Here is a 23071-nt window from a genome sequence, read left to right as displayed (position 1 = left end):
GGTTTGGCCCGGCGAAGTATAGAAGCTGGCTGTCATATTTCCGGGGCAGGATTAATAACTTTTCGCCATTAACGTTGCTCGAAAAGAAATAGCCCGAGTGCGCGCCCCGTAGTCACTTTGTTGGTGAGTTGCAGCCGCCGCACCGGTGACCCCTTGCGCGCCTTACGGAAAATCTCCACACAGCTTCCGGTCGCAAAAAAAGGCGTGGGCAGCAGCAGGCTCTGCTGGCGCAGGCGAGATGCCCTGCCGGGTATCAAAAGCCCCTCGAGATAAGGCGATTTCTTCCTGCCTGCACAGAAGGCAACGTGTACGGGTGTCGCGTCGCGGGCGATATATTCCACCCCGATAGAGGTGCTGTCCGAGTTCGCGCTGATCCAGCGAACGAAGGCCAGCTGTCGGTTGCCGCGTTCTGCGATCATGTACAGAAGCTGGCCCACAAACAGATGGGAGGGTAATTCGGACTCTGTGCGAAGCCTGGCGCCGCGGCTGTTGCTATCCACGATTCGCGCACTGAAGGCATGCTGGGCAAGCCGTTGATATTCGGCACTGCCGGATTCACCGGCGTCAGGCAGTCCGTCCTCGACCTGGTTTGCGGGGACCGGAGTGACCCCCAGTGGCCTGCTTTCCCTGAGGCGCGCGAGAAATTCGCGCCAGGTGATGTTGCCGGTGGAGATCCGGTTCAGGTAACCGCAGCAATGGCTTACACCGGTCACCAGCTTGCAGCGTTCACTACTGGCGTGCCGGGTGCCCGTGCGATGACGGCTGTTCGCCCAGCTTCGCTGCAGGTGCAGCAGTACGTTCTGTGCATTGCGTGGCAGCCCCGCAGGCCAGCTTTTTTCCGCTGCCTGTAGCAGTTTTGCAATCGGTTCTACGTCAATGCGCCACTCGATACTGTCCATTGTCGCGGCGAGCGGCTCCCCTCGGTACCTGACCCGCGACCGGGTAAGGGGTGGCAGGTCCTGGTTGAGGCTGACGCGAAGGGCGCTACCGGACAGGGTGGTGGCCTGGATGTCCGCCAGCGGCGCGCAGGCGCACAATACTTCGATCAGTTTTTGCTGGTTGCTACCGTGCAGGCGGGCGGGCTCAGCACCAGCGAACAGTGTTGCGAGCAGGTATTGGTCGCGCGCGGTTCGGGCGCCCGGACCGGCGCCGGGCAGGTCTACGATTTCCAGCTTGGTGGCAATAGCGAACAGGGTGTGCAGCCTGCGCCATGTGCCGGCGGGGGCTGGCAGGTAGCAGCGCGCACTGAGCAAAACGACTTTGCCGAGGCACTCGATAGCACATTGCAGGCTGGCCAGCCTGAGGCTGTGGGTGCGTCGTGCGGGCAGTATGCGGCAGGTAAAATCGCGACAGATGCCTGCGTAGATTTGAGGCATCCATGTCAACAGGGTGAGCGCAGCCTGTAAATCGTGGCGTTGCCCCATTCTTGGCACGCTGTCCTGGGCCGTGGCCTGCACGACCATCGCTTCGATGCCGCGTTCGACCTGCGGTCGCAGGGAATCGGCCAGTGCCATGCGGTTTGCCGGGGAAGCTTTCCAGCGTGCCAGGTCCGGGAGGAACTGGCGCAGCAGCGCGAGCTGCATATTGAAGTCCCCGTGGCATTCCTCTTCAATCCAGCTCGCAATGTCGCTGCCGGCATGGTTGAAGTCCTCGAGCCGATGCTGGGTTTGCGCCGGCAGGTCGAGTCGCTCGAATAATTGCTGGACGGAAATATTTTTGAATCGCTCGCGCAGCATGAAGTCCATCTCGCTAAACATCGCTGCGGGAGATTTGGTATTTTTGCGCGCACAGAGGCATGCGGGCGAGTTCCGGGCAGCGCGCAAAGTATAGGAGGCGGGCGGCAGCGCTACCTGTATGAACCTGCCGTTAATAAATGATAAGGCGCGAGAAAACGCATATTGCGGGCAATTGGGCCGCCCCGGGGAGCGGCCTTCGGGTTGTGGCTTTACAGTGGTGTCTTGCCCGGCTGCCCTGGAATCTCCCGTACGAGTTGAGGTACCAGGTAGCCCGGCAGTTGCGCACGCAATTCGGCAACCAGTGCTTTTGCACGCTCATCCGAAACCGCGAAATGGGCAGCCCCCTGCACGCGGTCCAGCTGGTGCAGGTAGTAGGGCATTACACCCCACTGGAAAAGGGTCTCGCTGAGTTCTGCGAGAGCCGTTGCAGAGTCGTTGACGCCGCGCAGCAATACCGACTGGTTGAGCAGCGTCGCGCCGGCGGCCCGCAGGCGCTCCAGGGCAGAACCGACTTCCGCGTCGAACTCATGCGCGCTGTTGCTGTGGATGACCATCACCGGCTTCAGGCGACCGCCACAGAACCACTGCAGCAACTCGTCGGTGACCCGCCGGGGCGCCACAACCGGCAGGCGTGTGTGGATGCGCAGCTTGTCGACATGGGGAATGGCTGCGATGCCCTCCGCCAGCCAGCGCAGCTGCCGGTCCCCCAGCACCAGTGGATCGCCACCACTCAGGATCACCTCGCGCAGCTCTGGTCGCGCGCGGATATAGTCCAGTGCCTGCTGCCACTCGGCCCGGCTCGGGTGGTTGTCTGCATAGGGGAAGTGGCGCCGGAAACAGTAGCGGCAGTTGATCGCACACTGGTTGGCGGCGATCAGCAGCAGGCGCCCGCGGTACTTGTGCACAATGCCCGGCAGCGGGTTGGCGTCGGCCTCGGCCAGCGGGTCAGGCCCGTAGCCCGGCACCGGGGTCAGCTCTTCCGCGCTTGCGAGGGCCTGCAGCAACAGCGGGTCCTGCGGGTCACCTTTGCGCATGCGCGCGGCAAACGGGCGCGGCACGCGCAGGGGAAAATCGGCACAGGCACGCACAGCCTCGGGCAGCTGGTCACGCGCCAGCCCCAGCAGTGCCAGCAGTTCTGCGGGGTCGGTGATCAGGTCCGCGAGGTCATCCTGCCAGCGGCGGGTTTCCCGCAGGGGGATCTGTTCGGGTATCATACGCGGCTAATGTCTATTCCAATCGATTAGAATCGGTTGTAACGAAATTTTCGACAGTAACGAAAGTATCGAAATTATCGAAGTGTGATCCGGCCCGGTCCAAGCGCCGTGCCGGCAGGTTTAAAGAGGAACCCATGGGAAGCTATTCTACCAACGAATTCCGCAGCGGCATGAAAGTAATGCTGGACGGTGATCCGTGCTCCATTGTTGACAACGAGTTCGTGAAGCCGGGCAAGGGCCAGGCCTTCAACCGCGTCAAACTGCGCAACCTGAAGAGCGGCCGGGTGTGGGAACGCACCTTCAAATCCGGTGAGAGCCTGGAGGCGGCGGACGTCATGGACCGCGACATGGAGTACCTGTACAACGACGGCGAGTTCTTTCACTTCATGGAGCCGGACACCTTCGAGCAGCACCAGGCCAGCGCGGAGGTGGTATCCGATGCCGCCAAGTGGCTCAAGGAGCAGGACGTCTGCGTGGTCACCCTGTATAACGGCGCGCCGCTGGCGGTGACCCCGCCAAACCATGTGATCCTCGAAATCACCGACACAGACCCGGGCCTCAAGGGCGACACCGCGCAGGGCGGCACCAAGCCGGCAACCCTGTCCACCGGCGCCGTAATCAAGGTGCCGCTGTTCCTCGAGATCGGCGAAACTGTCAAGGTCGACACCCGCAACGGCGAATACCTCGGTCGCGCGAAAGACTGAGTACCGCCTTCCTCCGGTTTCGCCAGTAACGATTTTTGTCGGAGTAGGTTGCCCGATGCCCGGAATTTGAGGCGCGCGAAGCTGAAAGGTTCTGAAACCATTGCAACATGCGTTGCTGTTGAGGAAGCTTTCACGCAGTGCGCTTTAAGCGAAGCGACGCTACGTGGTCGTTTTTGGCAGGAACAAACATGCAAGACTGGCGCCCCACCGCGACCATTGAAAACCTGCGCAGGCGCGCCCAGGTATTTGCCGAGCTGCGTGCCTTCTTCGCCGCACGCAATGTCATCGAAGTGGATGTGCCGGCCCTGTCGCAGCGCGCCACTTCTGACCCACATATCGATTCCATCACCGCCACCTGCGGCGGCAATTCTGCCTACCTCGCCACCAGCCCGGAGTTCGGTCTCAAACGCCTGCTCGCCGCCGGCATGGGCGATTGCTACTACCTCGGCAAGGCGTTTCGAAACGGCGAGGCCGGCAGCCGCCACAACCCGGAATTCACCATGCTGGAATGGTACCGGGTGGGCTGGGATGACCACCAGCTGATGGATGAAGTGGCGGCGTTACTGTGCGGAGTCCTGCAATTACCGGCACCGGACAAGCTCAGTTACCGGGCATTGTTCCAGAGCGAGCTGGGAGTCGATCCGCACAGTGCGACTGTATCTGAGCTGCGCCAGCTGGCGCGGTCGCATTTCGAGATCGAGTTCGAGTCGGAGGCGGCCGCGGACTGGCTCGACTTGCTGATGAGCCATGTGCTGGAGCCGCGCTTGGGTACCGGCGTCACCCTGGTTTATGATTTTCCCGCCAGCCAGGCTGCCCTTGCAAAGGTGGAACCGGATGCGCTGGGGGTGCCGGTGGCGCGGCGTTTTGAGGCCTATGTTGGTGGGGTGGAGCTCGCCAACGGCTATTGGGAATTGACCGATGCGGCCGAGCAGCATCGGCGTTTCGAGGCCGATCATGCTTACCGGCGCGCCAATGGCTTGCCGGCCCACCCGTTCGAGGAGCGCCTTGTCGAAGCCCTGGCGCTTGGCGATATGCCCGAGTGTGCGGGAGTGGCGCTCGGCGTCGAGCGGCTGCTGATGCAAAAACTGGGGGCAGGGAAAATCAGCGAGGTACTGGCGCTGCCGTTCGAGCGCGCATGAGGACTACGGGTTCAGCCCAGCGACTGCTTGACCCCGTCCAGCATCAGCTGCACGGCGAGCATTACCAGGATCATCCCCATCAGCCGCTCGACGGCGATCAGGCCGCGGGTCCCGAGTACCCGGGACAGCGGTGTCGAAGCCAGCAGGATGACCGCCGATACGCCCCAGGCGCCGAGCAGCGCCGCGGTCCATAACCATAACTGCTCCCCCTCGCTGTTGGTCATCAGCATGAGCACCGCCATGGTGGAAGGGCCGGCGATGAGCGGCACCGCCAGCGGCACGAAAAACGGTTCCCCGTCGAGTTTTTCCCCCATGATGCCGCCGGGCGTTGGGAACACCATGCGCAGTGCAATCAGGAACAGGATGATTGCCCCCGCGATGCGGATCGCCTCCTGCGATAGACCCAGCCATGCCAGTACAAACCTGCCTCCGTAGAGGAATACCAGCAGCACGATCAGCGCAAACACCAGTTCCCGGAAAATGACGAATGGCTGGCGGCGCTTGGGCACATCCTTGAGGGCCGCGAGGAACACCGGGATATTGCCCAGTGGGTCCATCACGAAGAGCAGGGTCAGGAATGCGGTGGTGACATCCATGCCGGGTCAGGCTGCGTGAGGGTGGTATTCGTAGACTGCGATTTCACCGACGCTGTGGAAGCCCGCGCTGGCAAAGAAATCCTGCTTGTCGGCCACAGTCTGCAATACGGCATGCTTGTGGTGGCTACATTTGGCATCTTCGACCAACTGGTTAAACATGGCGGTGCCGATTCCACGCCCGCGGTAATCTGGCAGGGTAACAATGTCGTAAAAACCGATGGCGTCCGCACTGGAGAACAATGCGCCGGTACCTGCAGGTTCACCATTCCACTTGGCAATATACATTTTCAGGCGCTGGCGTTTGAATTCGGGTAATTCCTCCAGCTTTTCATAAAGCGACTTCAGGTGCCGCCGTTCACGCGAGTCTTCCAGCTCATTGGAGATGATTGCTGCATAATTGCCAAAGTCGCCCGGGCCGAGGGGTTCGATGGTGAGAGCGGAGCTCAGGGTGCGATCGTCGTCCACGGTACCGAGGTCAGGGAGCTCTGCTGCCATGGCGATCCCGTTTTCGATCGGCATGACGCCGATTTCGGCGAGCTCCTGATCATTGAATGGTACGCTGGCACAGTGCAGCAGGGTAAAGCCACTGTGTCGCTCAGCAAAATAATCCACCACGAAACGCTTGAAGATGTGCACCGGCAACACACTGTTGCTGATCACCGGATTGAAGGCATCGGCGTGCAGGCCACTGTCGATGCGCAGTAGTCCGGTAATTTCCTTGGTGTGGCCGGGATTGACCAGTTCGGCATAGTAACTGGTCTTGGCCTCGAGGTTTCGGCGAACGAGGTTTTTTGCGGTCAGGCTGTATTTCATCATGCCCTAAATATAGTGCCTGCCCGTACAGCGGAAAGCGGCATCTGGTGCCAAGATGTGGCGCGCTTGTTCCTCAATCGCGCAGGCCGGCGAGGCGCTGGTCCATGCTTTGCGAGGGTTGCTCACAGGTGGTGATGCCGACCTTTCTGGCTGGTACCCCGGCGACCTGGGTACGTGCTTCCACGGGATGCAGTACCACGCTGCCGGCGGCCACCTGGGCGCAGGCACCAATTTCGATATTGCCGAGGATCTTGGCCCCAGCGCCAATCAACACGCCGCGCCGTACCTTGGGGTGCCGGTCGCCAGACTCCTTGCCGGTGCCGCCCAGGGTAACGGACTGCATGATGGATACATCGTCCTCCACCACTGCGGTCTCGCCAATCACCAGGCCGGTCGCATGGTCCAGTAGTATGCCGCAGCCGATCTGCGCGGCGGGATGGATGTCCACACCGAACTCCACCGAAATGCGGTGCTGTAAAAACAGGGCCAGTGCCTTGCGCTCCTGGCGCCACAGCCGGTGCGCCACGCGGAACGCCTGCAGCGCGTGGAATCCCTTGAAGAACAGGAACGGCTCATGCAGCTGGTGGCAGGCGGAGTCGCGTTCGAAAACCGCGGCAAGGTCTGCACGTGCGGCCTCGCCAATGCGCGGGTCCTCCGACAACGCCTGGTCGAATACCTCGCGAATCAGTAGTGCGCCGGCCACCGGGCTGTCCAATTTGTTGGCGAGGTGAAAGCTCAGCGCCTGCTCGAACTGGTCGTGGTTCAGTACGGTCGCGTGCAGGAAGCTGGCGAGGATGTGCTCTTCGCGGGCGGCCACAGTCACTTCACCGCGGATACGTTGCCAGATAAGGTCTGTCACGGGATGCCTGCCTTAAACCTGCCCCAGCGTCAGCGGGGGTTCGCCGAGTAGATAGAGTTGCTCGCGCAGCGCCAGTATATGCTCCGCCCAGTAACGCGGTGTGTTGAACCAGGGGAAGGCCATGGGAAAAGCCGGGTCGTTCCAGCGTCGCGCCAGCCAGGCCGCGTGGTGCATCTGGCGCAGGCAGCGCAGGGGTTCCACCAGCTGAAGCTCAGCGGGATCAAACGGGCAGAAGGTTTCGTAGCCTTCGATGACGGTATCGAGGAAAGCGGTCTGTTCCGCCCGTGAGCCGGACAGCAGCATCCAGATGTCCTGGATGGCAGGGCCGCTCATGCAATCATCGAGGTCGACAAAATGCGGGGTCTCGTCGCGCCACAGGAAGTTGCCGCTATGGCAATCGCCATGCAGGCGCAGGAAGCGCCAGTCCCGCTGGAGCACCGGTGCAACCTTCCGCAGCAGTTCTGCTGTCACCGTTTCGTAGGCCTCACGGTTTTCGCGCGGGAGGAAATCCCCGGCCAGGATGAATGCGCGGCTGTCCTCGCCGAAGTGGCGCAGGGTCAGGTCGTGCCGGTGCTGAAAGGGTTTTTCACGGCCCAGGGCGTGGATGCGCCCGAGCATGGTGCCGACCTGTTCCAGGTGATCGAAGTTATCCAGTTCCACCTGGCGCCCGCCGCGGCGCGGGTACAGGGCAAACCGGAAACCGTGTGCGCAGTGCAGGCTCTGGTCGTCAAACAGCAGCGGCGCAACCACAGGAATCTCGGCATCTGCCAGCTCCAGCGCGAAGTTATGCTCTTCCAGGATCTGTGCGTCGCTCCAGCGGCCGGGGCGGTAGAACTTGGCGATCAGCGGCTCACCATCCTCGATACCAACCTGGTAAACGCGGTTTTCGTAACTGTTCAGGGGGAAGATGCGCGCGTCCGAGAGCAGCCCGAGTGTTTCGACGCAGTCGATTACACGGTCCGGTGTCAGGGCGTCGTAGGGATGCTCATTCATGCGCGCATGTTAGGCCAGAAGGGCATTGTTTGAAAGCACGGCTCTACACTAGAATCCGCGCTTTCTCTTTTTTGGGGCTGCCGATGACGTTCGAATCCTTTATGCAGAACAAGTTGCTGGTGACACTGGCGTTCCTGGTGGTGGCGCTCATCATCCGCAAGCTGCTGTTGTTCACCTTTGCGCATATGAAGTCCTGGCAGCGGCAGGATATCCGTCGCCGCAGTGTGGCCGCGGAAAATCTCAGCAGCCTGGTGATCGGCATCGGGGTCGTTCTCATCTGGGTAAGCGAGATCCGTGAGTTCGCGCTGTCGATCGCGGCCTTTGCAGTGGCCATCGTGCTGGCGCTACGGGACATGATTTCCTGTTTTGTTGGCGGTATTTTCCAGGCCAGTCGCGGCTCCTTTACGGTGGGTGACTGGGTGAAAATCGGTGACCAGATGGGTGAGGTGATCGACCGCGAGTGGCTCAGCACGACCCTGCACGAGATCGACCCGCACGGGCCGGGTTATGGCTATACCGGTACTACCCTGTACATCCCCAACAGTGTGTTCCTGACCCAGAGCGTAAAAAACCTGAACTTCATGCGCCGTTACGTTGAGCACAAGTTCACCATTACCCGCGAGAACAAGGGTGAGAATATCTTTGCAGCGCGCAAGCTGGTGGAGGCCAAGTTACGCGAATACGCGGAACCCTTCCACGAAGTGGCGGAGCGCTATGCCAGCCTGATTGAACACCGCATGGGGGTGGAGCTGAGTGGTCCGGAGCCGGAGGTGCGGGTGCGCACCAACGAGCTGGGCCACGACGAACTGGAAGTGGCGATCTTCTGCCCCCGCGAGGAGGCGGTGAAGATCGAGCAGAAGGTGGTCGAGGACGTTTTCAACAGCTGGTATGGCAAGCCGGCCGGCGATTAAGCCGGCTTGCTGTTAGCTGCGCGCCTGTTTGCAGGGCTTTAGATGGCAACCTTTTCCAGTGCCAGAGACCCGATCGAGTAGCCCGCGCCGAAGGAGCAGATCACGCCCTTGTCGCCAACGGCCAGGTCCCGGTTGTTCTGGTGGAACGCGATTACGGAGCCGGCACAGCCGGTGTTGGCGTAGCGATCCAGCACGACCGGGGCGCGTTCCGGGGCAAAGTCATTGCCCATGAGTTTTTTCGCAATCAGGCCGTTCATATTGATATTGGCCTGGTGCAGCCACCAGCGGCGAATGTCTGTCGGCGCTGCGCCTACAGCCGCTGCCTGCTGCTCCAGGTGCGCGGCGGCCATCGGGCAGACCTCCTTGAATACCTTGCGGCCGTTCTGGCGGAAGGTCTTGCCCGGGCCAAACGGATCCACGTCGGCGGCATTGGAAGTGAAGCCGAAGTTGGAGCGGATATTGTTGGAGAAAACGGTCTTTGCCCGCGCGTCGAGCACTTCCCAGGCGGTATCGGTGGTGCAGGTCTCGCGCCGCTCTACGATGGAGGCGATGGCGATATCCCCGAAAATAAAGTGGCTGTCGCGATCGGTGAAGTCCACCTGCGGGCTGGCCAGCTCCGGGTGTACCAGCAAAACGGTCCTGGCACTGCCGCCGGCAATGGCATCCACGGCACGCTGCAGCGCGAAAGTGGCAGACGAGCAGGCTACCTGCATGTCGAAGCCAAACCCGTCGATACCGAGTGCAGACTGTACTTCGATCGCAATTGCCGGGTAGGAGCGCTGGTGCGAGGAGCAGGCGCAGATCACCATATCGATATCGGCGGCGGTCTTGTTGGCCGCGGCCATCGCCTCGCGGGCGGCGTTGAGGGCCATTTCAGCCTGCACCGACAGCTCGTCATCCGGGCGCTCCGGCAGCACCGGGCGCATTCGCTCGGGGTCGAGGATGCCCTCGCGGGTGATGACGAAACGGTTCTTGATGCCGGAGGCTTTCTCGATGAATTCCGCAGACGATTTCGGCTTCGCAGCAACCGTGCCCGCCTCGATTTCCTGTGCGTGGCGTTCATTGAACAGGTCCACGTGACGGTTGTAGGCGTCAACCAGTTCCTCGTTGCTGATCTGGCCGTCGGGTTCCCACAGGCCGGTGCCGCTGATCACGATGCCGCGAGGCAGGGTGAATTCGCTCATGTTGTTCCTCGCAAAATCTGGTGTTCGCCGGACGTCGTGGTGCTCACGCATATCGGCGTGGGGCGCATACGCAAAGGTGTAGCGTCGTTACGCGGGTCTGGCGCCATTTTCGTTGCACTATTGTGACGAAAAAAGGGTGACCGTAAAAGCCTTAGTGGTCGATGCGCTGTTGTTGCGGGTCTTGCGTGGCGCCGGTGCAAGGATGGGCGCAGGGAGCGAGCCGGGAGATGGGTAAGGAGAGATTCAAGGAGAGGGAGGGAACAGGCGCCCATAACTGGGCGCCGGGTCATCTTTTTGACAGAAGCAATCAGGCCTGGTGGATGGCCGTGGCAGCGCGCTCCGCAGTGGAGATGGCGCCGTCGATGTAGCCATACACCTCGACTTCGGTGTGTTCGCCGCAGAAATGGATATTGCCTTCCTGCAGGCCCTGCGCACCCCACCAGGAGGTGTGATCGCCGAATGTCGGGCCGGAGTAGGCACCCTTGGACCAGGGGTTGGCCCACCACTTGTTCATGATGGCCCTGCCGGTAAACGCGTTGGAGGTGCCCGGGAACGCGTTGTCCACAATACCGAAGAAGTGGTTCAGGTCGTCCTGGCTCGGGTTGGCAAACGGCTGGTCGTTGCCGACGGTCTTGCCGTAGTTGCCGCCGAAGAAGTTGGTCAGCTGGCCGTGGGTAGTGCCGGTGATGGAAGTCGGGTCCCAGGTGTCGAACAGCTCGGGGCGGCCCACATAGACGACGCCGTTGGGGGTGTACATTTCACCATTGAGGTACTGCGGCTCGGTCCACGGACGCGCGTTGAACTCCATGATCATCTTGCCGTTGGAGCCCATGGTCATCTGCTCGATGGCCATGCGCTTTTCCGGGCGGAAAGATTCGTACAGCGCCGGTGCAATATCCACGTCGCGCAGCATGGAGAACGGAATGGCCAGTACCAGCTTGTCGCAGCCGTGTACGTAGCCGTCTTCGAAGGTCAGGGTGTAAGGGCCGTTGATGTCACCATCAATGGCAACCAGTTTGCGCCCGGTTTCGACGGTGCCTGCCGGCAGGTCGTCCAGCATCCGGGTGATCAGCTGGTCGTTACCACCGGCTATGCGGAATCGCTCATCGGTGCCCGCCAGCGGCAGTGCCGAGTTGATCGGGTTCCACGCCAGCAGGTAAATCAGGTTGAGCGCAGTCATCTCTTCCGGCATGAGGCCGTATTCCGCCACCAGATCTGCCTGGAATACCTGGCCCATGTTGGAATTCTGGCCGATGCCCACCTGGTCCAGCCAGGAGTTGCAGTCAATGTAGTCCAGGTCGCGATGCAGGGCGTTGTGGTTATCGTAGGTCGGTACCCAGGGGGCATCCTGCTGGGTCTGCTTGAAGATCCTGTAGACGTCGCGCCATTCGGCATTCAGCTCGTGCTCGGTGTACTGTTGGCCGTTGACGTAGTACAGCTCGTTACCACCGGGTACCGCGTTGCCGTTCACGTCTTCCAGATCCAGGCCCAGTTCACTCACCAGGTTACGCGCGTAGCTGTGTTCGGTGGAGATCAGCTCGCCGCCGCGCTCGGAAATGGAGCCCGGGCCGAAGTGATCGCGCTGGGTGCGCACACGGCCGCCAATGCGGGTGTTGCCCTCGAATACGGTGGAGGCAATGCCGAACTTCTGCAGGCGGTGCGCGCAGCGCAGGCCGCCGACACCGGCACCGACGATCGCGACGCGACCGGCATCGTTACCGCCACCATTGTTGGTTTCGTTGCCGCTGCCGTTCGGGGCGGCGCTGGCTTTTTGTGAGCCCGCGGCACCGGCCGCGCCGACACCGATAGCGGCGGCGCCGAGGCCCAGCTGCTTGAGGAAGCGGCGACGGCTGTCATCAGAGGCCTTGCCCGCTACCAGCTTGCTGCCTTCATTGACGATATCGAGGGCTTCGTCAGCCGGCATGCCGGTCTGCTCGGAGAGGGTTTCCGCAGCGCGCATGCGGCGCAGCAATCCGCCGATCGGCGAGAGGGATTTACGGCTTTTCATGGTGTTTTCCTAAAGACCTTTATTCCGGAACTCCGTTCCAGTCGTTGCTTTTTGTGATCTGGCGCACAAAATTACCTGAATACGAACAAAAGTTCAAATTGAGCCGCAAATATAGGGTGAATGTACCATTTTTCCGTGAATGGAGTCGTTATTTGGAAGAATTTTACGCCCGACGGCAGGTTTTTGGTGGGGTCGCCCTGAAACAAAGGTGCTGTTTTTGCGGGTGATTTTGTACTGACCGTCCGGTTATGGCACCCGCGCCAGCGCACAGGCGCTGACCCGGTGCGCACCGGCCAGCTTCAGCAGCCAGGCCAGGGTATTGAGGGTGGCGCCGGTGGTGATGACATCATCGACCAGCAATATGTGTCGGCCTGCAATGGCGCCGGCCCGATTCGCAGGGATATAAAACACGCCCTGCAGGTTGCGCCGCCGCTGTAGTTTGTCGAGTTGCTGCTGCGCGGCCTTGCGCCGGCGTGCTTTGATCAGGTTCGCCTGCAGGCGCAGGCCGAGGACCTTGCCGAGGTCGCGAGCCACCAGCTCGGCCTGGTTGAAGCCGCGGCGCAGCTGCTTGCCCCAATGCATCGGCACCGGCAGCAGGTAATCCACATCCGCAAGGGCTGGTTGCTCGGCGATATGCTGCGCCAGCGTCAGGGAAAGTGCGCGCCCAGCGGCCAGCTGGTTGCGGTACTTGAACGCGGCCACCATCCGGTTCACCGGGTAGCCATAGAGAAAGGCGGCGTAAGCGCTGTCCAGCTCCGGCGGCTGGCTGAGACACTGGGGGCAGTGACTATCCTCCGGCGAGGCCAGGGGCAGGGCGCATCTCTGGCACTGGTTGAGCAGGTGCGGGAGCAGACCGGTACAGATCGGGCACAGGCCCGCGCTCCCGGCAGGAATGACCTGGCAGAAGCAACACTGACCCGCAATCAGTGATCGCGCACGGTAGCGAAAACTACGCAGTAAACCGCGTTCACCCTTTCTGGTTGACAGCATCCATGCCCCCGTTACACTCGCTCTCTCCCCTGAGGCGAAGCGCTCGCCGTTATCGCCAGAAGCAGCTCCAGAGACAAGGCCCATGACCATTCCCGCCATGAAAATCGCCAATACCGCGCACTTTGTCGGAGAAATCCGGAATAACTGGACCCGCGACCAGGTACTTGCGCTGTTTGACCTGCCGTTTAACGACCTGATGTTCCAGGCGCAGACGGTGCATCGCCAGCATTTTGATCCCAATGAAGTGCAGATCAGCACACTCTGCTCCATCAAGACCGGCGCCTGCCCTGAAGACTGTGCCTACTGTCCGCAGAGTGCGCGTTACAACACTGGCCTGGAGCGCGAGAAGCTGATGAAGGTGGAGAAGGTGCTGGAAGAAGCGCGGGCAGCCAGGGCCAGCGGATCCACCCGTTTCTGCATGGGCGCGGCCTGGCGCTCCCCCAAGAAGAAAGATATGCCCTACGTGGTGGAAATGGTGAAGGGCGTGAAAGCGCTGGGTATGGAGACCTGCATGACCCTCGGCATGCTGTCCGATGCGCAGGCGCAGGAGCTGGCGGACGCGGGCTTGGACTATTACAACCACAACCTGGATACCTCGCCGGAATACTACCGCGACATCATCACCACCCGCACCTATGAAGACCGGCTGAATACCCTGTCCAATGTGCGTGCGGCCGGTATGAAGGTCTGTGCCGGCGGCATCATTGGAATGGGTGAAGAACAGAAAGACCGCGCCGGCCTGTTGATTGAGCTGGCCAACCTGCCGGAGGCGCCGGAGTCGGTGCCCATCAATATGCTGGTGCGCGTGGCGGGTACGCCGCTCGAAGGCGAACCCGACCTGGACCCGTTCGAGTTTATCCGCTGCATCGCGGTAGCGCGCATCATGATGCCCAAATCCCATGTGCGCCTTTCCGCCGGGCGCGAGGAAATGAATGAGCAGATGCAGGCGATGGCATTTCTGGCCGGTGCCAACTCTATTTTCTACGGCGAAAAACTGCTGACCACGCCTAACCCGGAAGCGAACAAGGATTTGCAGCTGTTCAAACGCCTCGGCATCCGCCCGGAAAAATACGAAACGGAACAGACGGAAGCCGAGCAGGAAGCGGACCTGGCGCAGCGCGTGGAAGCGTCTCGTCACGATCCCTTCTTCTACAACGCCGCACAGTAAACGGTACTGAGCGGTGTCCTCCCTGCAGGCATTTATTGCTGCGCGGCTTGCCGAACGCGAGGCGGCCAACCTGATGCGGCGACCGCCGACGCTCGCTGCTGCACCCACTCCCTATGCCGATGTGGAAGGCCGGCGCCTGCTCGCGTTTTGTAGCAATGATTATCTCGGCCTGGCCGCGCATCCCGATGTAATTGCGGCGCAGCAGGCAGCCGCGGCGCTCGGTGCGGGCGCCACGGCCTCGCACCTGGTCAATGGCCACCTGCATCTGCACGCGGCGCTGGAACAGCAGCTTGCCGAGGTGACGGGCCGCGAGGCTGCGCTACTGTTTTCCACCGGCTATATGGCCAATATGGGCGCCATTGAAGCGCTGCTTGGCCGCGCTGATATTATCGTGTCCGACAAACTCAACCACGCTTCGCTGATCGATGGCGCACGCCTGTGCGGTGCGGAAAAGTTACGCTTTGCCCACAATGATCTGGAGGCGCTGGAGCGGCAACTGCGGCGCGCGCGGACCAAGTCCGGCAGTGCAAAAATCCTGGTAGTGGTGGATTCTGTGTTCAGCATGGATGGCGACCTGGCACCACTGCCGCAGATTGCCGAGCTGTGCGCACGGTACGATGCGTGGTTAATGGCGGACGACGCCCATGCCGTTGGCGTGATTGGCTCGCCGCAGCGGCCGGCTGGCGGCAGTGCGGAATTCTTTGGCCTGAGCCAGCAACAGCTGCCGATCGTGATGGGCACGCTGGGCAAGGCGCTCGGCAATTTCGGTGCGTTCGTGGCCGGCAGCGCCGAACTGATTGAATACCTGCGCCAATTTGCGCGCACCCATATCTACACCACCGCGCTGCCACCGGCTGTCGCCGGTGGCACCCTGGCGGCGCTGCGGCTTGCCGGCTCGGGTGAGCTTCAGCAGAGGCTGTGCACGCTGGTCGATCATTTTCGCAGCCAGGCTGCAGCACGCGGCATCGACCTATTGCCGTCGCAAACCGCGATCCAGCCGGTGCTGATCGGCGATGAAAAACGCACGCTCGCCATCGGTGCCGAATTGCAGCGCGCCGGCTTTATGGTGGGCGCCATTCGTCCGCCCACGGTGCCGGCAGGTACTGCGCGCCTGCGCATTACACTCAGTGCGACCCATACGGAAGCACAGATCGATGCTTTGTTGGACGCACTGGCTACAGCCCTGTCCAAAAACAAACCAGTTGCGGGAGCGGAGGCATCATGACCATGCCAACGCTGGTTTGCCTGCCCGGCTGGGGCTTCGATGCACGCTGCTTCGGGCCGTTGATTGAGGCCCTGCAGCCGCATCTGCCGGCCATGGATATGGTGACCATGGATTTGCCGGGCTTTGGTTCGGCAGCGGGTTATGAGAGCGAACAGGCGTGGCTCGGCGCGCGCCTGCTGGACGACCTTTATCGACGCCTGCCGGACAACTGTGTGCTGCTCGGCTGGTCGCTTGGCGGCATGCTGGCAACCGCACTGGCCGCGCGTTCCGGGCAGAGCAAAATTTGCGGCCTTGTCACTATCGGCAGCAATCCCTGTTTTACTGCGCGCGCTGGCTGGCCCTGTGCCATGCCGCAGCAAACATTCGAAGAGTTTATTGCAAGTCATACGGCGTCCCCGCAAAAAAACTGGCAGTCCTTCTGTGGCCTGTCTGCACTGGGCGACAGTGAGCGGCGCCCGCTACTGAAAACCCTGCGCGCGCTGGCGCCTGCTGAAATTGGCCCGGACTGGGGCTGGGCACTGCAGCGGCTGGCACTGCAGGACAATCGGCAGTTTTTGCAAAGCCTGCCGGCGCGGCAGCTGCACCTGTTTGGCGAGGCGGATGCGCTGGTTCCGGTCGCGGCTGCGCAACAGATCGCGCAGCTGGTGGGTGAGGATTCCGTATCGGTGGTGCCCGGTTGTGGGCATGCACCGCACCTGTCGCAACCGCCCGCTGTGGCCGGGCAGATCAAAGATTTTATCAGGGCGTTACCAGGTGCCCACACGCCTAATACCATCGCGTCTAATACAGGCGCGCCTAGTACAGATGCGCCTTTCAGTAAAAGCGCGGTGGGTCGCTCATTCGGGCGCGCGGCAGAAACCTACGACGACGCTGCAGGCCTGCAGCGCGCGGTCTGTGACCGGTTACTGGATCGCTGTGACCCGGCGTGGCAGCCGCGACGCATACTGGATCTCGGCAGCGGCACCGGTTACGGCAGCGAGCGCCTGCGCGAGCGCTACCCGCAGGCTGAAATCATCGCGGCAGATATTGCCGAGGGCATGCTGCGTTTTGCCCGCGACCAGCGGGATCATGCCGACCGCTACGTTGCCGCCGATGCGGAGGCGTTGCCGTTTGCTGACAACAGCTTCGACCTGGTGTTTTCCAGCATGGCGCTGCAGTGGTGCTATCAACTGGAAAAACTGTTCGGTGAAATCCGGCGCGTGCTCGGTCCGGACGGATTCGTACAGGTCAGTACCTTGGGCCCGGATACCCTGAAGGAAGTGCGGGCCAGTTGGGCCCAGGTGGATGATCGAACCCACGTCAACAAGTTCCTGCCGGAGGATGCCTGGTTAGGTGCCGCGGCAAACTCAGGATTGCCGGTGCAGACTCTGAGTGAAAGCCGTCGCCTGCCATTCGCCACTGTCAAGGCGGCGCTCAATAGCCTGAAGGCCGTGGGCGCACACAATATCAATCAGGGCTGTCGCACCGGGCTGACCGGGCGCCAGCATATCCGCCGTTTTCGTGCGGCTTATGAATCCCACCGGCTGCCCGGCGGCGAGTTGCCGCTGACCTACCAGATTATTTACCTGTCTGCCTGACGCGTCGCTGTTTTTCGCGCTTCATACAGGTGCCCCCTTTTGAATCGCCTCTGTGTCAACCAATACCGGCGCTCCCCGTTTTTACTGGAGGCGAGGTTAAAACCCGCCCAGAATAAAACACGAATCCGCCGGCAGGAGTAAACATGGACAGCGCAGCGCTAATAGCCGCCAACCGTTTCGGTTACGGGCCGGCGCCCGGCGAGCTGGAACGCATCAGGGGCCCGAGAGATTATCTCCGCGCGCAGCTTGCTGCCGGGGCCGAGCTGCCAGCCTACCTCGCGGCACAGGATTCCTCGAAAAGTATATTCATCGCGATGCGTGCCCAGCGCATGCAAAAGAAAAAGGGCAGCGGCGAGCGCCTGGTTAAAAACGCGCGCGATACCTATTTGCGCCAGGCCGGTGCGCGCCAGCGCTGGGCCGCCGAGTCACCTCAGGGTTTGCGCGAACGTCTGGTACATTTCTGGAGTAACCACTTCGCGGTTTCCATCGACAAGCCTCAGGTATTGCCGCTGGCCTTCACAATGGAACAGGAGGCCATCCGCCCGAATATCACCGGCAATTTTGCCGACCTGCTGGGCGCGGCCATCCGCCACCCGGCCATGCTGCTGTATCTCGATAACACCCAGTCTTTCGGGCCGCGCTCGCGGGCCGGACGCAGGCGTAAACGCGGCCTCAATGAGAACCTGGCGCGGGAAATCCTGGAGCTGCATACCCTCGGCGTTGGCGGCGGCTACAAGCAAGCCGATGTGCGCGAACTGGCCAAGGCCATCACCGGCTGGACGGTTGGGAGTGCACGGTTCCGGCCGGAAAAAACCGGTGAGTTTGTATTTGCCGAGCCGGTGCACGAGCCTGGCAGTGTCACGGTGCTGGCGCGTCGCTATGCAGATTCAGGCGAAGTCCAGGGCAGCAGGATCCTGCGCGACCTGGCGCTGCACCCGTCCACGGCGAAGCACCTGGCGCACAAACTGGCGGTGCATTTCGTGGACGACAACCCTCCCAACGAGTTTGTGAAGCAACTGGCCGAGGTGTACCTCGACAGCGGGGGTGAATTACTGCCCCTGTATCACGCCTTGATCGATGCCGATGAAGCCTGGGATGCCGGCGGCTCCAAGTTCCGCACGCCCGTCGAGTTTGTCACCGCCAGTTTCCGCGGCCTGCAGATTCGCCAGGGCCGCTTCCTGCCGTCGCTGCGAGCGCTGGGTCAGGTGCCGTTCAAGCCCGGTAGCCCCGCCGGCTGGCCCGACAACAGTGCGCACTGGAAGACCCCGGCGGCGTTGCTGGCCCGGGCGGACTGGTCCGATGAGGTAGCGGACAAGCAGGCGTTCTCAATCGATCTTGAGCAATGGATGGACGAGACCATGGCGGGCCTGTTCAGCGATCGCACCCGGCTCTGGGTCGGGCGCGCGGAAACCACAGCACAGGGCCTCGCCCTGGCGCTGATGAGTCCCGAATTCCAGCAGAGATAATTTTAATAAAGATGGCTCCAGCAAATATAAATGCAGCAAGAATAAATCCGGGAAAAACCAGTATGGATAGACGGCAATTTCTCAGGACTGCACTGTTGGCAGGTGCTGGGGTCTATTGCTTTTCGGGGCGTGGATTTGCGGCGGAGGCGGGCGGTAGTAAAAAGAAATTATTCTGGATTCTACTGCGCGGCGGCATGGATGGCATCGGATGTCTGGCGCCGGTGGGCGATCCGTATTTTGAGGTGCTGCGGCCGGATATCGATCCGGACCTGCTGTTGCCGCTCGAAAGCGATTTCGCCCTGCACCAGAATCTTGCGGGGCTGGCGGGCTTGTATCGCAACGGCGAGCTGGCGCTGTTGCCGGCGGTAGCCACGGCATATCGCAACCGCAGCCATTTTGATGCGCAGAAAATCATTGAAAATGGCAGTGCCGATCCGGGCCTGCGCAGCGGCTGGATGAACCGCTGCCTGGCCAGGCTTGAGGGTGGCGCGCTGGCGCTGGGCCAGGATGTGCCGCTGTCCCTGCGCGGTGAATATGACGCAGCCAACTGGGCACCGCCGATTCGCGGTGGTGCACGGGATGATTTTCTCGAGCGTCTGCAGCGTATGTATGGCCCTAATGGGGACTATGCGGATTTACTGCGTGCGGCAATCACCATGCGCGAGCAGAGCGACGATGCCATGAGCGATACGCGCCAGCGCCGCGCGAGTTTCGCGCAGGATTGTGAAGTGGCAGCACGCCTGGCACTGGAAAACGGCTCGCAACTGGTTGCACTGGATTTCACCGGATGGGATACCCATGCGCAGCAGGGCACCGTGCAGGGGAAGTTCGCGCGCCAGATGACGCAGCTGGATCAGGGTATCCTGGCCCTGAAGAAAACGCTGGGCAAGGAGTGGCGTAACAGCCTGGTGATCGTGGCCAGCGAATTTGGCCGCACTGCGGCCTATAACGGCACGGCCGGCACCGACCACGGCACGGCAGGCACTCTGATCGCGGCCGGCGGCGGGCTGGAAAATTTCGGCGGCAGGGTACTGGGGGACTGGCCGGGCCTCTCTGGCAGGACGCTTTACCAGCAGCGCGATATCTATCCGGCCAATGACATGAACGCCTGGTTGATGCGGCTGATTGCCCCGCACCTGAATATAGACCCGAGCTGGATGCGACGCGTAGTGTTCCCGGTCTAGGCGCAAAAACATGGTCAAGCCCTTTAACGTCATTGCGGTTTGGGAGCTGCCTGCCTGGCTGCCGCGAGGTCTTTTTCGAAGTTCATGGCCAGTGCCGCGCGCTCCAGTGCCAGCGCCGACTGGGTCATTGCCGCTTCCCGCACATCCGGTGCCGGCAGCACCGCAAGGGCGGCCAGTCCTTTCTGCAGTCGCACCATCACTTCCACATTGGCAGCACCGTCCCTTGCAATAGCGCCGAACGCATCGTCGAACAGGTCGTGCGTGGACAGCGCCGGGCACCGCACGCGTGTGTACTTCGGTTTTTCTTCCGCCGCGTCCGGGCAGGGGGCAGCCCAGTTGCTGAACAGTCTTACCAGGGTGCCAATGACATCGATTGCCGTGCCCGGGTCATTGACCCCCGGGGACAGGGCGCGGCTGCCGATCTCAGAAAGCGCCAGCAGGCCCAGTCTCGGGTCATATTCGTAGGTTCTGTCGCCGCCTATGACGAACGCACTGCAAATATTCTCCGGAGCAAATTCCGCCACGGCATCCTCCGCGATCCAGTATGCAAGCGGCTGGTTCGGGCATGCGAAGCTGCCGGGGGTCGCCGATATCTCGATGAGGCCACGATCGGTTTCGGCTGCATTCTGTAGTGCGTCGATATCGATATGTTGCACGTAGCCGATATCACTTGCATAGATGGGCACCGCATTGGATTCGAGTGGCTCGACCGGTAGCGCGCAAAGGTTCGGGTGGTGGCGGTAGTGTTGCAGTGCGGAATGCGCGGCTTCCTCGACCGCATCGATGGTGGTGCTCATGCGGCCAAGCCGGGCAATCCTGTCGACCCAGCGCAGGAAGGCACCGATTACCAGGGTGTAGGCGAGGATGGTCAGTGCAGAGATCAGCAGGATACCGATCTCCTCCAGCACATCATTTTTCAGCGCGCTGAGTGCCACCAGACTGAAGATAAAGGCGCCCAGAAACGACGAGAGTGTGTTCTGGGATACGTCGTCGGCGATGACCAGGGAAACCGAGCGCGGCGTGGCGATAACGCTGGCGGAAGCGTAGGCCGATACCATTGCGCCAACGGCAAAAGTCGCCATGACCAGCATGCTGGTGGCGAGCACGGAGAGCAGAAATTCCAGTGAGTCCACTGAGATTTTCGGCAATGGCAGCGATATTGGTATGCGATCGAGTACGCTCGCAACCCAGACTGAAACAATCGAAACCAGGCAGGCGAGCAGGGGGCGAAACCAGAGTTTCTCGCGCAGGCGTCGCAGGGCCCACCGCAGCATATCAGTGCCCTTCCTCTCTCACTGAACTGGAGCTATACACAATTGTCGAATTACTGTTTCGACTATTTTGCATAGAGCGTATTTTCGGATATGACCCCGAGTTCCAGCTCCACCGGCTGCTCGATAATTTTCTCAAGACTGCGCTGTAATTCCTGCACGAATTGATCGTTAATAACCCCGGGAGCTGCGACCAGGTCTGCGCGCACCAGCACTACATTTTCACGAACCTGGGTGCTGATATGGGTGAAACGTATATCCTCCTTCCCGCGCAGTAATTCATAGCTCTCCGTGATCAGGCTGCGGTTTACCATGTTATGGGTAAGTAAATCGACAGTGCCGGTATCCAGTGGACGCAGGATGAGGGCGAGGCCGATGAAGGAAACAATCACTGCGAAGGCCCCTGCGAGGGTGCGACGGTAGTACTGCCAGAAGAAAACCAGCGTCGCCGCAAACACGATACCGAAGAAGTTGGTGAGAAATAGCAGGAATGGGCCACGGGCACTCAGGTCATCGATAATGATGCCAACCTCTATGCTGGCTTCCTGCCCCAGTGCCAGGGCAATACCTACCGTGCACAGCGGTGGCACCAGAGCGACCGCAATGGCGATACCGGCCAGTGCCGAGGAAACATTCGGGCGCGTGAACGCGTAGGCACCGGCACCACCGGCGGCAATGGCGATACCGAGGTCCAGCAGGCTCGGTCGCATGTGCGATATGATTTCTTCTAGTGGCGCGGCTTCCTCAATCAGCTCGCGCCAGCTGGGGATGACACTCGGCTTCTGCTCGCCCATGTATCACCAGTAGATCCTGAGGGAGGCGGTGAAGCCGATACCGTCATACTGCCTGCCATCGTCGCCTTCCGCATCCGCTACCTGGGCACCAAGATGAATCTTGAACTTGTGCTCGTTGAGATAGAAGTTCACACCACCGAAGACTTCGGAATAGATATCTCCGCGGTCCGAAACCACACTGCTCTCGTAACGACCGAGGCGCACGCTGCCATCGCGATTGGACTCGATGTGGGTGAAGCGCACGACCCATTGAACCACATCGGTCTGCTGATAGGCCGGCATCACGACAAAACCCCAGAGGTCGCCCTGACCGTCATAACCATCACCGTAGGCCAGGTCTGTGCGTACCTCCCAGTCCCCCCGGTCAATATGACTGCTGACGCTGTACACATCGGAATAATCGCGGGTGTTGGCGTTGGGGTCGGCATCGTTATAAACGTAGTCAAACCGGAACCTGGCCTTGTCCCAGGCGCGGGTTTCACCAAATTCACGCCCGAGCTTGAACAGGGTGAAGTAGCCGGCATCGTCGATGCCGATTTCCGGGTCGCCGTCAGTGGCAAACACGCCGGCGTAGTATTCCCACTCGTCGGCAAAGGTATTGGTGACACTGACGCCTGTGAAATACTCGGCGGTGAACCAGAGGTTGTTGGTCAGATTGTTGCGCTGCGGCGTGAACAGTTTCTTGGAGGAAGTGCCACCATCCAGGGTGAAACCCGCGGACTGCTTGAGGATCCTGATTTTGGTGCCGTTGTCGAACTTCCACTGCAAATAGGCATCCGTCAGCCGGTTGTACCAGTTCGTCATGGTGTTGTTCAGGTTCATGTCGGCTTCGATGGCATAGGTCATGCCCGACAGTTCACCCTTGACACCAAACCGGAAGCGCCGCCACAACAGGTCCGAATAGTTGCCCTGGTTGGCATCGAAGACGGCCCCGTCCGCATGCAGGCGGCCGGACAGCTTCAGGTAGTCGCCCTTGTCGTTTTCGTACATGTCGGCGATGTCCCAGTAGGTATCCGGGATCACCGTTTCGCTTTGCTCTGCCAGCGCTGGGGCGCCCGCTAGCAGGCATGCCAGCACGGCGGCAGAAATCTTGCCAAAGTGCCAGGGGCGGGAGCCCGGGAAGCGGGTCCGGAGGTGGTCTGGGAGGGGCAGGTGGGTCATCCCGGTACAGCGCCTTACATCCTTGAAACTCAGTATTCACTGTAGATGAACGGCGCTGTGCAAATGTTACAACGCCCG

The 23071-nt window shown here is 61.2% G+C and carries 20 protein-coding genes; 8 read left to right on the top strand and 12 right to left on the bottom strand.

All coding sequences use genetic code 11. The annotated features are described in order from the left end of the window. Positions 1–68: 68 nt before the first annotated feature. Together QSJ80_RS00600 and epmB are read right to left on the bottom strand one after the other, a co-directional pair. Positions 69–1757, bottom strand: a complete 1689-nt coding sequence (locus QSJ80_RS00600; protein ID WP_285762326.1) for a cyclic-di-GMP receptor FimW-related protein — start codon at positions 1755–1757, stop codon at positions 69–71. A 188-nt stretch (positions 1758–1945) separates the two neighbouring features. Continuing rightward, complete coding sequence (epmB, locus tag QSJ80_RS00595; RefSeq protein WP_285762325.1) at positions 1946–2950, bottom strand: EF-P beta-lysylation protein EpmB; 1005 nt, start codon at positions 2948–2950, stop codon at positions 1946–1948. A gap of 134 nt (positions 2951–3084) precedes the next feature. Between epmB and efp the strand changes: the two genes are divergently transcribed. Together efp and epmA are read left to right on the top strand one after the other, a co-directional pair. Continuing rightward, on the top strand, positions 3085–3654 hold the full coding sequence (efp, locus tag QSJ80_RS00590) for an elongation factor P (RefSeq protein ID WP_285762324.1): 570 nt from the start codon (positions 3085–3087) through the stop codon (positions 3652–3654). A gap of 188 nt (positions 3655–3842) precedes the next feature. Next, on the top strand, positions 3843–4793 hold the full coding sequence (gene epmA, locus QSJ80_RS00585; RefSeq protein WP_285762323.1) for an EF-P lysine aminoacylase EpmA: 951 nt from the start codon (positions 3843–3845) through the stop codon (positions 4791–4793). Positions 4794–4804: 11 nt separating this feature from the next. On the opposite strand, the gene QSJ80_RS00580 is transcribed toward epmA, so the two are convergent. From QSJ80_RS00580 to QSJ80_RS00565, 4 genes are all read right to left on the bottom strand, one after another. After that, a complete protein-coding gene (locus QSJ80_RS00580) occupies positions 4805–5389 on the bottom strand; it encodes a MarC family protein (RefSeq protein WP_285762322.1) in 585 nt (194 codons plus the stop codon). A gap of 6 nt (positions 5390–5395) precedes the next feature. Next, entirely contained in the window at positions 5396–6205 is an 810-nt protein-coding gene (locus tag QSJ80_RS00575; RefSeq protein ID WP_285762321.1) for a GNAT family N-acetyltransferase, read from the bottom strand. A 70-nt stretch (positions 6206–6275) separates the two neighbouring features. Then, positions 6276–7061 carry a serine O-acetyltransferase gene (cysE, locus tag QSJ80_RS00570; RefSeq protein WP_285762320.1) on the bottom strand — a complete coding sequence of 262 codons (786 nt, stop codon included), beginning with the start codon at positions 7059–7061 and terminating at the stop codon, positions 6276–6278. Positions 7062–7073: 12 nt separating this feature from the next. Beyond that, complete coding sequence (locus tag QSJ80_RS00565; protein ID WP_285762319.1) at positions 7074–8054, bottom strand: serine/threonine protein kinase; 981 nt, start codon at positions 8052–8054, stop codon at positions 7074–7076. Positions 8055–8137: 83 nt separating this feature from the next. Between QSJ80_RS00565 and QSJ80_RS00560 the strand changes: the two genes are divergently transcribed. Beyond that, positions 8138–8965, top strand: a complete 828-nt coding sequence (locus QSJ80_RS00560; protein WP_285762318.1) for a mechanosensitive ion channel family protein — start codon at positions 8138–8140, stop codon at positions 8963–8965. Between the two features lie 38 nt (positions 8966–9003). Here QSJ80_RS00560 and QSJ80_RS00555 read toward each other — a convergent pair whose 3' ends face one another. The 3 genes from QSJ80_RS00555 to QSJ80_RS00545 form a co-directional block, all read right to left on the bottom strand. Beyond that, positions 9004–10149 (bottom strand): beta-ketoacyl-ACP synthase III, encoded by a 1146-nt coding sequence (locus QSJ80_RS00555; RefSeq protein WP_285762317.1) that lies wholly within the window; start codon positions 10147–10149, stop codon positions 9004–9006. A gap of 307 nt (positions 10150–10456) precedes the next feature. After that, on the bottom strand, positions 10457–12157 hold the full coding sequence (locus QSJ80_RS00550) for a flavin monoamine oxidase family protein (protein ID WP_285762316.1): 1701 nt from the start codon (positions 12155–12157) through the stop codon (positions 10457–10459). A gap of 246 nt (positions 12158–12403) precedes the next feature. Continuing rightward, positions 12404–13147: a ComF family protein gene (locus QSJ80_RS00545; RefSeq protein ID WP_285762315.1), complete on the bottom strand. Its 744-nt coding sequence runs from the start codon at positions 13145–13147 to the stop codon at positions 12404–12406. Between the two features lie 82 nt (positions 13148–13229). On the opposite strand from QSJ80_RS00545, the gene bioB reads away from it, so the two are divergent. From bioB to QSJ80_RS00520, 5 genes are all read left to right on the top strand, one after another. After that, positions 13230–14315 (top strand): biotin synthase BioB, encoded by a 1086-nt coding sequence (gene bioB / locus QSJ80_RS00540; protein ID WP_285762314.1) that lies wholly within the window; start codon positions 13230–13232, stop codon positions 14313–14315. 73 nt (positions 14316–14388) lie between these two features. Beyond that, on the top strand, positions 14389–15540 hold the full coding sequence (gene bioF, locus QSJ80_RS00535; RefSeq protein ID WP_434219158.1) for an 8-amino-7-oxononanoate synthase: 1152 nt from the start codon (positions 14389–14391) through the stop codon (positions 15538–15540). Then, positions 15537–17117 (top strand): malonyl-ACP O-methyltransferase BioC, encoded by a 1581-nt coding sequence (gene bioC, locus QSJ80_RS00530; RefSeq protein ID WP_285762312.1) that lies wholly within the window; start codon positions 15537–15539, stop codon positions 17115–17117. The genes bioF and bioC overlap by 4 nt, the downstream gene beginning before the upstream one ends. A gap of 143 nt (positions 17118–17260) precedes the next feature. Further along, positions 17261–18583: a DUF1800 domain-containing protein gene (locus QSJ80_RS00525; protein WP_285762311.1), complete on the top strand. Its 1323-nt coding sequence runs from the start codon at positions 17261–17263 to the stop codon at positions 18581–18583. A 194-nt stretch (positions 18584–18777) separates the two neighbouring features. Further along, complete coding sequence (locus tag QSJ80_RS00520; RefSeq protein WP_285762310.1) at positions 18778–19767, top strand: DUF1501 domain-containing protein; 990 nt, start codon at positions 18778–18780, stop codon at positions 19765–19767. 29 nt (positions 19768–19796) lie between these two features. Here QSJ80_RS00520 and QSJ80_RS00515 read toward each other — a convergent pair whose 3' ends face one another. The 3 genes from QSJ80_RS00515 to QSJ80_RS00505 form a co-directional block, all read right to left on the bottom strand. Beyond that, positions 19797–21041: a DUF2254 domain-containing protein gene (locus tag QSJ80_RS00515; protein ID WP_285762309.1), complete on the bottom strand. Its 1245-nt coding sequence runs from the start codon at positions 21039–21041 to the stop codon at positions 19797–19799. A 62-nt stretch (positions 21042–21103) separates the two neighbouring features. Beyond that, positions 21104–21832, bottom strand: a complete 729-nt coding sequence (locus QSJ80_RS00510) for a DUF389 domain-containing protein (RefSeq protein ID WP_285762308.1) — start codon at positions 21830–21832, stop codon at positions 21104–21106. A gap of 3 nt (positions 21833–21835) precedes the next feature. Continuing rightward, on the bottom strand, positions 21836–22993 hold the full coding sequence (locus QSJ80_RS00505) for a porin (RefSeq protein ID WP_285762307.1): 1158 nt from the start codon (positions 22991–22993) through the stop codon (positions 21836–21838). Positions 22994–23071 lie beyond the last annotated feature (78 nt).

The sequence above is a fragment of the Biformimicrobium ophioploci genome (genome assembly GCF_030270605.1).
GTDB lineage: Bacteria > Pseudomonadota > Gammaproteobacteria > Pseudomonadales > Cellvibrionaceae > Biformimicrobium > Biformimicrobium ophioploci.
The sequence above is the reverse complement of the archived record's forward strand: the minus strand, read 5'-3'. Positions and strand labels throughout refer to the sequence as shown.

Coding starts and splice junctions, on each gene's coding strand:
- QSJ80_RS00550 (WP_285762316.1), bottom strand. CDS start 12,157: ATGAAAAGCCGTAAATCCCTCTCGCCGATCGGCGGATTGCTGCGCCGC.
- QSJ80_RS00520 (WP_285762310.1), top strand. CDS start 18,778: ATGGATGGCATCGGATGTCTGGCGCCGGTGGGCGATCCGTATTTTGAG.
- epmA (WP_285762323.1), top strand. CDS start 3,843: ATGCAAGACTGGCGCCCCACCGCGACCATTGAAAACCTGCGCAGGCGC.
- bioB (WP_285762314.1), top strand. CDS start 13,230: ATGACCATTCCCGCCATGAAAATCGCCAATACCGCGCACTTTGTCGGA.
- QSJ80_RS00515 (WP_285762309.1), bottom strand. CDS start 21,041: ATGCTGCGGTGGGCCCTGCGACGCCTGCGCGAGAAACTCTGGTTTCGC.
- QSJ80_RS00600 (WP_285762326.1), bottom strand. CDS start 1,757: ATGTTTAGCGAGATGGACTTCATGCTGCGCGAGCGATTCAAAAATATT.
- QSJ80_RS00510 (WP_285762308.1), bottom strand. CDS start 21,832: ATGGGCGAGCAGAAGCCGAGTGTCATCCCCAGCTGGCGCGAGCTGATT.
- QSJ80_RS00545 (WP_285762315.1), bottom strand. CDS start 13,147: ATGCTGTCAACCAGAAAGGGTGAACGCGGTTTACTGCGTAGTTTTCGC.
- epmB (WP_285762325.1), bottom strand. CDS start 2,950: ATGATACCCGAACAGATCCCCCTGCGGGAAACCCGCCGCTGGCAGGAT.
- QSJ80_RS00580 (WP_285762322.1), bottom strand. CDS start 5,389: ATGGATGTCACCACCGCATTCCTGACCCTGCTCTTCGTGATGGACCCA.
- bioF (WP_434219158.1), top strand. CDS start 14,389: ATGCGGCGACCGCCGACGCTCGCTGCTGCACCCACTCCCTATGCCGAT.
- bioC (WP_285762312.1), top strand. CDS start 15,537: ATGACCATGCCAACGCTGGTTTGCCTGCCCGGCTGGGGCTTCGATGCA.
- QSJ80_RS00565 (WP_285762319.1), bottom strand. CDS start 8,054: ATGAATGAGCATCCCTACGACGCCCTGACACCGGACCGTGTAATCGAC.
- QSJ80_RS00525 (WP_285762311.1), top strand. CDS start 17,261: ATGGACAGCGCAGCGCTAATAGCCGCCAACCGTTTCGGTTACGGGCCG.
- QSJ80_RS00505 (WP_285762307.1), bottom strand. CDS start 22,993: ATGACCCACCTGCCCCTCCCAGACCACCTCCGGACCCGCTTCCCGGGC.
- QSJ80_RS00575 (WP_285762321.1), bottom strand. CDS start 6,205: ATGATGAAATACAGCCTGACCGCAAAAAACCTCGTTCGCCGAAACCTC.
- efp (WP_285762324.1), top strand. CDS start 3,085: ATGGGAAGCTATTCTACCAACGAATTCCGCAGCGGCATGAAAGTAATG.
- QSJ80_RS00555 (WP_285762317.1), bottom strand. CDS start 10,149: ATGAGCGAATTCACCCTGCCTCGCGGCATCGTGATCAGCGGCACCGGC.
- QSJ80_RS00560 (WP_285762318.1), top strand. CDS start 8,138: ATGACGTTCGAATCCTTTATGCAGAACAAGTTGCTGGTGACACTGGCG.